Genomic DNA, 11,798 nt, shown 5'->3' with positions numbered 1-11,798 from the left:
TTGCAAGGAACATATAGGAAAAATAGATTCTAAATGTGAGAAATGTAAAGAGTTAGAAAAACCTTGCTTAAAACATCAAAATTTCGCAGATTCTAAATGTAAAAAATGCAAAACTTCAAAAGTGCCACAAAATTTGCAAAATATTTTGCGAGATTCTAATAAGCGAAAAAAGCTAATAATTTTTATAAATCCGCCTTATGCAGAAGCGAGTAATAGAAAAACGCCAATGGGGACGGGGAAAAATCGCCCTGAAGTAGCACTAAGCAATATAAGTGAAAAATATAAAGATATTTTAGGTGGTGCTATAAGGGAGCTTTTTGCTCTATTTTTTACTAGAATCTATAAAGAAATTAGTGGTTGTATTTTGGCATCTTTTAGCACTTTAAAATATCTTAATGGGCAGTATTATGAGAAATTTAGGGAATTTTTTAAAGCGAAATTTTTACGTGGTTTTATTTGTCCAGCCTATACTTTTGATAATGTTAATGGGCATTTTGCTATCGGCTTTTTAATATGGAATCTAGATTCTAAAGATTCTATAAAAAAAGTGACCTTAGATGTTTTCGCGCCAAAAGGCATAGTAAAACTAGAAGAAGCAAGAGAGCTAAAAAATAAAAATGTAGAAATTTTTGAGTATAAAAAGAAAAAAATAAAAGTTCATCAAAAAAATCAATATATTAGTGATTTTTTAGCAACTTTTAAGGATAAAAAGGGCGAAAAATTAGCATATTTGCGAATGCTAGGCACTGATGTGTCAAATTCTAAGAGTGTTTTTATTTCTAATGGTTTATCGCAAAATGACTTTAACAAACATTTATATGCGACTTTTACTAAAAAAAATGTGATACCTTATTGTGTGTATTTCGCGGTTAGATATTGCGTAAAGCACACTTGGCTAAATGATAAAGACCAGTTTTTATACCCAAAGGATAAATGGATAAAAGATTCTAATTTTCATAATGATTGCTTGGCTTTTGCATTATTTCACCCTAAAAATCGTATATCTTTGCCTTATAACTTAGATTCTATAAATCATTTTATCCCTTTTAGTGAAAAAGAAATCAACGCAAAAAGAGCCTTTGATAGCGACTTTTTATATAAATTTTTGCAAGGGAAAATAAAAACAGATTCTATAGAATCTAGCTCCCCTTTAAAAAGTCGCAAGGCGGGAATAGATATAGAATCTAACTCCTTAAAGGGCGGTTGGGTGGGCGATAGGTTAGATTCTTTAGAATCTAAAAGCAAAAATATAAAAAAAGATTCTAAAAAAGGGAAAATTATTAAGGTAGATTCTAAACTAGATTCTATATTTATCCCAAGCTCACCTTTAAAGTTTAGCCAGCAAGCAAAAGCCGTGTTTGATGCAGGACGTGAAGTCTTTAAATATTATCATAGTCAAGATTTTTCTAACTTAACTTTTCACTACGATGACGGCTATGACCGCTCATATAATCCAAACGCATCGCTTTATGATATAAAGGCGCACTTTCAAGGTTTTAGCCTAGATTCCAAAGGAAACCCAACTAAAATGAACGCCTTGCAAAAATGCAAAGATTCTCACTTTGCCGATTTAATCACAGCTTTAAACAACGCATTAGACGAACTTGCTTTAAACATAGAATCTAAAACCTACGAATACGAATTTTTAATCGAATAAATCATATCTAAAAACCATATTCTATATAAATTTAAAGTAAAATAACCAAAACACAATAAAGGTAAAAATTTGGATTTTATGTGCGAGAGCAAGTAAATGCTGGAATCTATCGTGGCGACCCAAGCGTGGGAAACTCCGTAGCCATAGGATTAGGTGAATATTACAAAGCGATATATCTTGCACATATAGGTGGATATTATCAATTATTTAAGAATCTAAGAATAAATGTTGTAATTTACAATCTTTTTGATTGTAAATTTATACAATATACAGCTTATGGAGCCAATAACGCAAGTTATGGAAATGCCTTTAACTATGTGCGCTAAGGTCGCCGTTACTACATAGGCATCACGATGGATTTTTAGAATCTTTTACTTACTTAGATTCCATAGAATCTTATAAACTAGATTCTATCTTAAACCAACCTTATGTCAATAAATTAAAATTTATAGAATCTAGATTCTTTCATGTTGAGCGAAGCGAAATATCTTATTCCCAAAAAGTCGCAAAAATGATAGGGCTAAAAGTGTAAATTTGTTTCATTGTGTAACATTTTATATACAATTTTGAGAATATTTTTTGCAAAAAAATGACAAAAAGGCGAGTTTTATAGTAGAATCACAAAAGCCCAAACTTTATTTCTAATAAGGATACGAAAATGAGAAAGAATGAGTGTAAATCGCATTTTAAAAACACTGAATTTAAAAGCGATGCAAGGCAGACTTTGGCTATGGAATCTAAGAGCGTGAAGCTAGATTCTAAACAAAATATAGAATCTAATCTCAAAAACCACAACTTAGATTCTAAAAACATAGAATCTAGTGCCGAAACGCTAGAGCATGTCCTAAATCCTGTTGGAGAAAACCTTACCTTTACCACCAAAAAAGGCTTGTTTAATAAAATCAAAGCAAGACTATCCGCACTAGCAAAACTCCCACCTTTACGCAAAAATGAGAATCAAAAAGAGCTAAAAGATGTGTTGAGTGAAAAGGGCGTTAGCAGACGCGATTTTATGAAATGGGCGGCTGTGATTACCGCATCTCTTGGGCTTCCAGCAAGTTTTGCCCCTTTAACAATGCGCGCTGCTGAGCTAGCCGGACGCGTCCCGCTAATTTGGCTACACATGGCTGAATGCACCGGCTGCAGCGAGAGCTTGCTTCGCAGTGAAGACCCAAGCATTGATTCTATCATTTTTGATTATGTAAGCCTTGAATACCACGAAACTATAATGGTCGCAAGCGGCTATCAAGCCGAAAAAAGTTTGGAAGACGCCATCAAAACCTACGCAGGACGCTACATCCTAATGGTTGAAGGCGGAATACCAAAAAATACCGAATACTTCTTAACAATCGGCGCACACGCAAGGACTGGCGCTGAAGAGTGCCGACACGCCGCAGAAGGTGCTGCAGCGATATTTGCAATAGGCACGTGTTCTAGCTTTGGTGGTGTGCAAGCAGCCGCGCCAAACCCTACAAATGCAAATCCTTTGAGTGAAATAATCACAAAGCATGTCATAAATGTGCCAGGCTGTCCGCCTAGTGAGAAAAATATCGTAGGTTCGCTAATGCACTATGTGCTTTTTGGTGAGCTGCCTGCCCTTGATGCGTTTAATCGACCAAAATGGGCGTATGGATTGCGGATACATGATTTGTGTGAGCGGCGTGGGCGATTTGATGCGGGGGAATTTGTGCAAAGCTTTGGCGATGAGAACGCTAAAAAGGGCTATTGTTTGTATAAAGTCGGTTGCAAAGGACCTTATACATTTAATAACTGCTCAAAATTGCGGTTTAACTCGCATACAAGCTGGCCCATCGGTGCTGGGCATGGATGTATCGGTTGCAGTGAGCCGCGATTTTGGGATACGATGAGCCCTTTTGAAGTGCCACTTGGCAATCGGTATCAAACGGCGTTTCGCGGGGCTGGAGCGGATAGGAGTGCGGATAGTGTGGGGATTGTGCTTTTGGGTGCAACGGCTATCGGTATCGCAGCGCATGCAATGATTTCAAGTGGAGTAAAACCTAAATAGAGAAGATTCGTCTTCCGTTTGGATTTTGAATTTTCTTTTTCCCTGCTTCGTTGCGACAGACGTTTTAGTCTAGTCTCACTTCGCAGGGAAAAAGGAAAATCCAAACTACACGCAAAATACTAGAATCTAGATTCTATAACCTTGCGTTTATCCAAATGGATAGCGAAATCTTTAACCTTGAAATTATAGAATCTAATTTTAGATTCTAAAGTTCTTTTAAATTTTTATAGAATCTAGATTCTAAAACAACGTAACTTAGAATCTAAAAACGTCGGTTTTGGAATCTAAATTCTAGTATTTTAAATATATTTTGCAAAAACTTTTTTGTCCGCGAAGTGAGACTAACCTTAGATGGTTGTCGCAACGAGCGGACAAAAAATTTTTCTAAAGAAACTTCACTGCGTTTGTTTTGTGAAGGATAACGTGGAAGACGAATTTTATTTAAGAAAGGATAATGTGATGTCAAAAAGAATAGTAGTAGACCCGATAACTCGCATCGAAGGGCATTTGCGTATTGAAGTAATAGTCGATGATAATAATGTGATAACTGACGCGTTTTCTAGCTCGACTTTGTGGCGTGGCTTGGAGACGATTATTAAGGGGCGCGACCCACGCGATGCTGGATTTATTGCGGGACGTATTTGTGGCGTTTGCACTTATTCGCATTATAAGGCTGGTATTGTTGCGGTAGAAGACGCGCTTGGCATTGAGATTCCATATAATGCAAAGCTTGTTAGGACGCTTATGAATTTGGCGTTATTTTTCCACGACCACATCGTGCATTTTTATACATTGCATGGGCTTGACTGGTGTGATATTATTAGCGCGTTAAAGGCGGACCCGGCAAAAGCGGCAAAACTAGCCTTTGAATACACTGATAATCCTATCGTGGCAGGTGAAGATATGTTGCGTGGCGTGCAAAATCGCGTGAAAAACTTCGCATCACAAGGCTCACTAGGACCATTTAATAACGGCTACTGGGGACATAAAACCTATCAGCTAAATCCAGAGCAAAATCTAATTGTGTTATCGCACTATTTAAAACTCCTTGAAGTGCAAAGAGAAGCGGCGAAAATGATGGCTATTTTTGGTGCGAAACAGCCACATCCACAAAGCCTAACCGTTGGTGGTATTACATCTGTTATGGACTTGCTTGACCCATCGCGTTTAGCGGAGTATAAGGCGAAGTATCAAATGGTAGTTGATTTTATCAATCGCGCTTATTACCCAGATTTAATTATGGCAGGGATGAGCTATGCAAATGAGCCAAGTGTGCTTGCTGGATGTAATCTTAAGAATTTCTTAAGCTTTAGAGAAATGCAAGTGGATTACAACACTTATTTAATGGAAAGTGGCTATGTGCTTGATGGCGATTTGAGTAAGCCTTATGATGTCGATTTGAATAAAATCGCCGAAGAGGTCACGCACTCATGGTATAAATACGAGGGCAAGCACGAGGATGGCAGGGAGATTAAGCCTACTGATTTGCTGCATCCTTATAATGGGCAAACTACGCCTGATTATGTAGGTATGAGTGATGGCGAAAGTATCGGCTTAAGCGGTAAGAATGAAAAAACAAAATTGCTAAAAACAGATTCTAAATACTCATGGATAAAATCGCCTAGATATGATGGTATGCCTATGGAGGTAGGACCTTTAGCGTCAATTGTCGTAGGTTTAGCGCGTAAAAATCCGCTAATTGAGGAAGCTGCGGAAGCCTTTTTAAAACGCACAGGCTTAAGTGTAAATCACTTATTTAGCACGCTAGGTCGCACAGCAGCGCGTGGCTTAGAGGCAAAAGTGCTAGGGGCAAATGGACTTCGCGCATTTGATGAATTAGTAAAAAACTTAAAAGTCGACCAAACCACCTGCGCACCGTATGTAATCGATGATAAAAAAGACTACAAAGGCTGCTATATAGGAAACGTCCCACGCGGAATGCTAAGCCACTGGGTTAGAATAAGTGGAGGCAAGGTAAGCAACTATCAAGCAGTAGTCCCATCTACGTGGAATGCAGGACCACGCGATAGCAAAGGGCAAAAAGGACCTTATGAAATGAGCCTAATAGGCACAAAAGTCGCCGATGTAACGCAACCCTTAGAAATCATCCGCCACATTCACTCATTTGACCCCTGCATCGCGTACGCTGTGCATGTAATGGATACAAAGGGCAACAACTTAGGCGAATACAAGGTAGAACCCGCCTTCGCTAGATTCTAAACTTTGCTAAGATTCTATAGAATCTAAAATATTAAAAGCCAAGATTCAACACCAAAAAATATTTTGTAACTTTTATGCAATAAATTTATAAAATATTTTTATAAAAAATTGTAAATTTTTATATAAAATTACTAAATTGTTTTTATCGATTGTCGATATAGCATTTAACAAGCAAGGATGCTTGGGATATTTCTTAAAATATAATCACAAGGAGTGACAATGGCTTTTCAAGTCAATACTAACATAAACGCGCTTAATGCGCACGTGCAGAATGTAGGCACCCAAAGAGGGTTAAAAGACTCTTTGGAGAAGTTGAGTTCAGGTTTGAGAATCAACAAGGCAGCAGATGATGCTTCTGGTATGATTATCGCGGATAGCTTACGAAGTCAAGCGTCTGCGTTAGGTCAGGCTATTGCAAACACAAATGATGCAATGGGGATTATTCAAATCGCGGACAAGGCAATGGATGAGCAGCTTAAAATCCTTGATACTATTAAGGTCAAGGCTACACAAGCGGCTCAAGATGGGCAAACTAGTGAATCTAGAAGGGCTATCCAAAGCGATATCGTGCGCCTTATTCAAGGTCTAGATATGATTGGTAACTCTACTTCATTCAATGGTCAAAAGTTGCTAAGTGGTTCTTTTACAAACAAGGAATTCCAAGTTGGTGCGTTCTCTAATGAGTCTATTAAGGCTTCAATTGGCGCAACTACGAGTGATAAGATTGGACAAGTAAGAATCGCGACAGGCGGGCTAATCACAGCGTCTAACACAGTTCGCGTTACTTTTAGAAACGTGGATGGTATTAACGATGTGCAGTTGCAGTCTGTTAAGATTTCTACAACGGTTGGGACTGGGATTGGCGTTTTAGCGGAAGTTATCAATAAAAGCTCTGATAAAACAGGGATTCGTGCGGTAGCTAACGTTATTTCGACAAGCGATAAGGCTGTCGTTTCTGGGACTTTATCAAATGTCGTTATTAATGGTTTGACATTAGGCGATATTAACGATATTCGTGCTGGTGATAGCGATGGTCGTTTAGTGCAGGCTTTCAATGCTGTTACTAACCAAACAGGTGTTGAGGCTTACACTGATGAGAAAGGACGTTTGACTCTTCGAAGTGTTGATGGACGCGGTATCCACGTATCTGTTGGCAAAAATGAGAAGGGACAAAATGGTAAAGTGCCTAAAATCGCTATAGAATCTATGAATGGCGGACAAAAGCTAGAGGGCAAAGGTAGTGAAAACTACGGACGCTTAAGCCTTGTGCGTCTAGATTCTAGAGATATTATTGTGGTATCTGCTTCGAATGCGAAAGGATTGTATAAGGAGCTAGGTTTCACTAATGATAAAGTGGCGAAAACCGTTGTGAATTTGCGTGATACCATGGGGTCATTCAACAAGGATGTTAAATCTGCTTCTGGTGCGAACTTTAACAAGGTCGTAGCTAGTGGTGGAGCCGAAATGGGCGCTGGTGTGACTACTTTGCGTGGTGCGATGGTGGTTATGGACATTGCTGAATCTGCGACTAAGATTCTAGATAGAATCCGTGCGGACTTAGGTTCTGTTCAAGGACAAATGATTTCTACCGTTAATAACATCTCTGTAACTCAGGTGAATGTTAAAGCGGCTGAATCACAAATCCGCGAGGTGGATTTCGCTCAAGAGTCAGCGAACTTCACTAAGCTAAACATCTTAGCACAATCTGGTAGTTATGCTATGACTCAGGCAAATGCCGTTCAGCAAAACATCTTAAGGCTATTAAGCTAGTTTAAGGTCTTTTGTTATCTCTTTAAGTCTTGTCTAATTTTACGCCTCCTTGCGGGCTTTGTGCTTAAGGGGCTTTGTTAGATTTGCTTTTGTATAGAATCTTTTTAGATTCTATATTTTGGTTTTTTATAGAATCTAATTTAGCTTTTTTTAACACAGGGCTTTACAAGAAAGCGACTATATAGCGACTTTTAAAGATTTTAGCTTTTAGTAAATTGCTACAATTACCCATTACATTTTTACTTTCGTTTTATAACTTATGTTTTCATTCAAATTTGTGTTTGATTTTATTAAAAATTCAGTGTTTAAAACTTAATAGTACAAAAATTTTAATTTTATAATTATTATATTGCAATATTTTATGACTTTTATGATAGAATTACACTACTTATTTTAACAAAAGGACAAAAACATGGCTCAACCAGCATATATAAAAATTGAAGGTTCAACGCAAGGATTAATTTCTAGTGGTGCTTCGACAGAAGCAAGTATAGGGAATCGTTATCAAGCAGGACATGAAGATGAGATAATGGCACAAGAGGTATCACATATAGTAACAGTTCCTACTGACCCTCAAAGTGGGCAACCAAGTGGTCAAAGGATTCATAAGCCGTTTTCATTTACCTGTTCCCTAAATAAATCCGTTCCGCTACTTTATAATGCTTTGACAAAAGGTGAAAGATTGAATAATGTTGAGGTTCATTGGTTTAGAACGTCTACAAGCGGTGGAGAAGAGCATTATTTTACTACCAAGTTAGAGGATGCTATCATAACAAATATTGATTTGATTATGCCGAACGCACAAGATAAAGATAACGCTGGTAGAACAGAGTTATTTAAAGTATCGCTTAATTATAGAAAGGTCATTTGGGAGCATGTAGCATCTGGAACTAGTGGAAGTGACGATTGGAGAAACGCCTAGGAACTTGATTTTCGACACACTTTTATTTATTCTGCACTAGCTTGTTGCTAGTTGTATCCGCAAATTTATTTACTTAATTTTCGTTTTATATAATAGACGTTTCTCAGCCTGTGTTGCGGATGCCCTGGGCTATGCCTATGATTGTGCCGTGTATTTGCTCCATTAGTCGTGTTTTTAAATCGTCATATTGTGCGTTTTTGTATTTTTTTATTAGCTCGATTTGCAGGTAGCCTAGCGCTTTTATGTTTGGCATTCGCGCTAAGATTCTATTTCGCACATCAATATTTTTTTCTAGTAAAAAGCTTTCATTCCGCACTATTAATAGCCACTCTAACGTCTTTTCATATTCGCTTGAAATCCTGCTCCACACGGCATTTTTAAGCCCTACATCACTTACAAATTCATTATAACTACTAGCTATTTCCATATCAACTTTTATAAAGCCATGCGCGATATTATCAATCGTGGTTTTAAAAAAAATGGAGTTTTCATAGCACTCTTGCAACAATTTTTTATCGCCCAAACCACTTAAAGCACTTCCCAAGCCATACCACGCTGGAATTATGCTGCGATTTTGCGTCCATGCAAAAACCCAAGGGATAGCGCGTAAATCTTCTACCTTTTGAGAATCTTTTCGCTTAGATGGACGCGAACCAAGATTTAGATTCTGTATAAACTCAATAGGCGTTGCGTTTTTAAAATAATCCATAAAATGCCGCGTTTCATAGACAAGATTGCGATAGGTGCGATAGCTTATGCGGCTTAGCTCTTCTAGCTTTGGTAAATATGGGTCAATACCGCAGTGGATATTTACGCCTTTAGATTCTATAGAATCTGTTTTGTTGGGATTTACCCCCCCCCTAGCCCCCCCCGCAAGGGTGGGGGAATGCTCCCCTTTAGATTCTATAGAATCTTGTTTGCAAAAGTTATCATGCACGGCTTTTTTTAGTAAAGAAGCCAACGTCAAAGCAAAACTTCTAATTGCAATTTTTGGATTCAAATAACGCGATGAAATTATCTCACCTTGCTCTGTTGTTTTTAATGTTGTCCCTACACTCCCCATAGGAAAAGCTAGTAGTGCGTTTTCAAGCTGTCCGCCCCCACGAGATATACTTCCGCCCTTGCCATGAAATAGCATAAATTTTATTCCAAGACGAGATTCTAACTTTACAAGATTTGAAATAGCTTTATTTAGCGAAAAACTGCTTGTAAAAATCCCGCCATCCTTGCTAGAATCCGAGTAGCCTATCATTATTTGTTGCGAATTATTAGAATCTTTTAAGTATTGTTTATAATGCTCGTTTCGGCTTAAGATTTCTAGAATCTCTTCTGCAGATTCTAAGTCTTCAATCGTCTCAAACAAAGGCGTTATCATTATTTCGCTTTTACCGGGCTTTATCACAATTTCGCCATTGCTACTTTTTGTCTTGCCCCTTTGCCATAATCCACTGCAATATGCAAGATACAAAACAGCTAGTAAATCACTAGCATTTGTAGTCATTGACACAATAAAGCTTTTTAAAATATCCTTGCTTATTGCCTTTTTAGCCCATAAAACGCGTAAAAACGCATTTAGCGTGTGGCGAGTGCTTTCGCTTACATCCCATAAGATTCCATTTAGATTAGTTGGCGCATCACTTAAGGCTTTATTTAGAATCTCCATTTTTTTACTCTCATGTCGGTGTAAAAAGTCGCTATCTGTGTAGCCTAGCAAACACAAAACTTCGCTAACCGCACTTAGATACATATCTCTATGCTCACGGAAATCTAGCTGCATTAAATGAAAGCCACCAAGTAAAACTAGATTTCGTAAAGACTTTAAACGTGCATTAGATATAGAATCTAGCGAATTTATAAGCATATCAATATCTTCTATTAGCTCCTTTGGATTATTATATGTAAAGTCAATATCATTTACTGCATTTACCTTTAAAATGTGATTATATAGCTTTTGTCGCATTAGATTTAATTTTGCGCGATATGGCTCTCGCTCGTGTAGTTTCAGGCTTACTTGATTAAGGTGCGATTTTTCCTTAGCTAATGATTTTTCTAGCTCCCTGCTAGGTTTGCTAAAATCAATGCTTATGCTAAGCTCTCGTATTAGCTTATCAATTTCATTAATGTAGGTTTTTATGATTAAATCATGCTGCATTTTCATTACACGCGTCATCAGCTCATTTGTTACATACGGATTGCCATCTCTATCGCCACCTATCCAGCTCCCTAGCTTTATAGGGGAGATTTTCAGCTCTTTATCTAAGCGATTTGATACTTGATTTAGCACTCTTAAAGCGCTTGGAATAATACTATTTTCCACGATAAAAAGTAGATTATCTAATTCAAAAATTACTTCTAGCTTTTCACTTCTAACTAAGTGACTTTTCCAAAGTAGATTAAGTCTGTATTTGATATTTTTATAGCTTTGATTTATTTCTCGCTCCTTATTTGGCAAGATAGAATCTGGCATATAATAATAAGATTCTATTCGCTCTAGCTCACGTGTTATTTCTTGGTGGGCTTCAAGAAATGTTCTGCGTCTTGATTCAGTAGGATGTGCGGTAAATACGGGATAAAAGCGAATAGATTCTAAGATTCTATCGCAATCGATTTTATCAAAGCCCTCTTTTTCTAAACTCGCATAAGCAGCAGCGATACTTCGACTTACACTAGCAATTTTTGCTTGTTCTTGCTCTTCATAAATATTTAGGATAATGTTATGGAGTGAGCAAGCTTTTATAACGCCAACTAAGTGGGGAGATTCACTAATTTCTTCAAACAATTTCTTAAGCTTGGTGGGCTGGGCGTTATCACTTGTGGGGTGGTTGTGGGCGTTATTTTTTTCAATAGGGTGGTGGGTGGGCGATAGGGCATTAGATTCTATAATATTTTTAGAATCTTTTTTGTGGTGGGCGTTTTTAGATTCTATAGAATCTTTTCCACTAATAGGGTGGTGGGTGGGCGATAGGGCATTAGATTCTATAGAATCTTTTTTGTGGTGCGACTTAGATTCCATAGAATCTTTTTTATTTTTATGTAACTTAGAATCTAAATTAGAATCCACATTAGAATCCACCCCCCGCAAAGATTCAAACAAATTCAAAAAAATCTCTTTTACCTTAGAATCATTCTCTTCTATCACTTCAAGCAAAATATCTTTCAAAATCTCGTATTTATCAAGCTCTTTCATTTTCTCCCCTTTAAAA

The 11,798-nt window shown here is 37.5% G+C and carries 6 protein-coding genes and 1 pseudogene; 6 read left to right on the top strand and 1 reads right to left on the bottom strand.

Features of this window, described 5'->3' with window-relative positions; genetic code table 11:
* The 6 genes and pseudogenes from LS64_RS12395 to LS64_RS05455 form a co-directional block, all read left to right on the top strand.
* A pseudogene (locus LS64_RS12395) lies at positions 1-1,657 on the top strand (hypothetical protein); the annotation flags it as partial.
* Between the two features lie 80 nt (positions 1,658-1,737).
* Entirely contained in the window at positions 1,738-1,983 is a 246-nt protein-coding gene (locus tag LS64_RS05475; protein WP_034572596.1) for a hypothetical protein, read from the top strand.
* 332 nt (positions 1,984-2,315) lie between these two features.
* Positions 2,316-3,683, top strand: coding sequence for a hydrogenase small subunit (locus LS64_RS05470; protein ID WP_237416271.1), 1,368 nt, complete (start codon positions 2,316-2,318; stop codon positions 3,681-3,683).
* A gap of 459 nt (positions 3,684-4,142) precedes the next feature.
* Positions 4,143-5,903 carry a nickel-dependent hydrogenase large subunit gene (locus LS64_RS05465; protein ID WP_034572594.1) on the top strand — a complete coding sequence of 587 codons (1,761 nt, stop codon included), beginning with the start codon at positions 4,143-4,145 and terminating at the stop codon, positions 5,901-5,903.
* Positions 5,904-6,122: 219 nt separating this feature from the next.
* Positions 6,123-7,673, top strand: coding sequence for a flagellin A (locus LS64_RS05460; protein WP_118949338.1), 1,551 nt, complete (start codon positions 6,123-6,125; stop codon positions 7,671-7,673).
* A 412-nt stretch (positions 7,674-8,085) separates the two neighbouring features.
* Positions 8,086-8,595: an Hcp family type VI secretion system effector gene (locus tag LS64_RS05455; protein WP_034571990.1), complete on the top strand. Its 510-nt coding sequence runs from the start codon at positions 8,086-8,088 to the stop codon at positions 8,593-8,595.
* A 103-nt stretch (positions 8,596-8,698) separates the two neighbouring features.
* Here LS64_RS05455 and LS64_RS05450 read toward each other — a convergent pair whose 3' ends face one another.
* Entirely contained in the window at positions 8,699-11,782 is a 3,084-nt protein-coding gene (locus LS64_RS05450) for a phosphoenolpyruvate carboxylase (RefSeq protein WP_237416270.1), read from the bottom strand.
* Positions 11,783-11,798 lie beyond the last annotated feature (16 nt).

Origin of the sequence: Helicobacter saguini (genome assembly GCF_000762875.2) — a bacterium.
In the GTDB taxonomy this organism is placed as follows: domain Bacteria; phylum Campylobacterota; class Campylobacteria; order Campylobacterales; family Helicobacteraceae; genus Helicobacter_A; species Helicobacter_A saguini.
The sequence above is the reverse complement of the archived record's forward strand: the minus strand, read 5'-3'. Positions and strand labels throughout refer to the sequence as shown.

What these genes read in the sequence shown, in the direction of transcription:
- LS64_RS05465 (WP_034572594.1), top strand. Translation starts at nt 4,143, where the DNA reads ATGTCAAAAAGAATAGTAGTAGACCCGATAACTCGCATCGAAGGGCAT.
- LS64_RS05455 (WP_034571990.1), top strand. Translation starts at nt 8,086, where the DNA reads ATGGCTCAACCAGCATATATAAAAATTGAAGGTTCAACGCAAGGATTA.
- LS64_RS05450 (WP_237416270.1), bottom strand. Translation starts at nt 11,782, where the DNA reads ATGAAAGAGCTTGATAAATACGAGATTTTGAAAGATATTTTGCTTGAA.
- LS64_RS05470 (WP_237416271.1), top strand. Translation starts at nt 2,316, where the DNA reads ATGAGAAAGAATGAGTGTAAATCGCATTTTAAAAACACTGAATTTAAA.
- LS64_RS05460 (WP_118949338.1), top strand. Translation starts at nt 6,123, where the DNA reads ATGGCTTTTCAAGTCAATACTAACATAAACGCGCTTAATGCGCACGTG.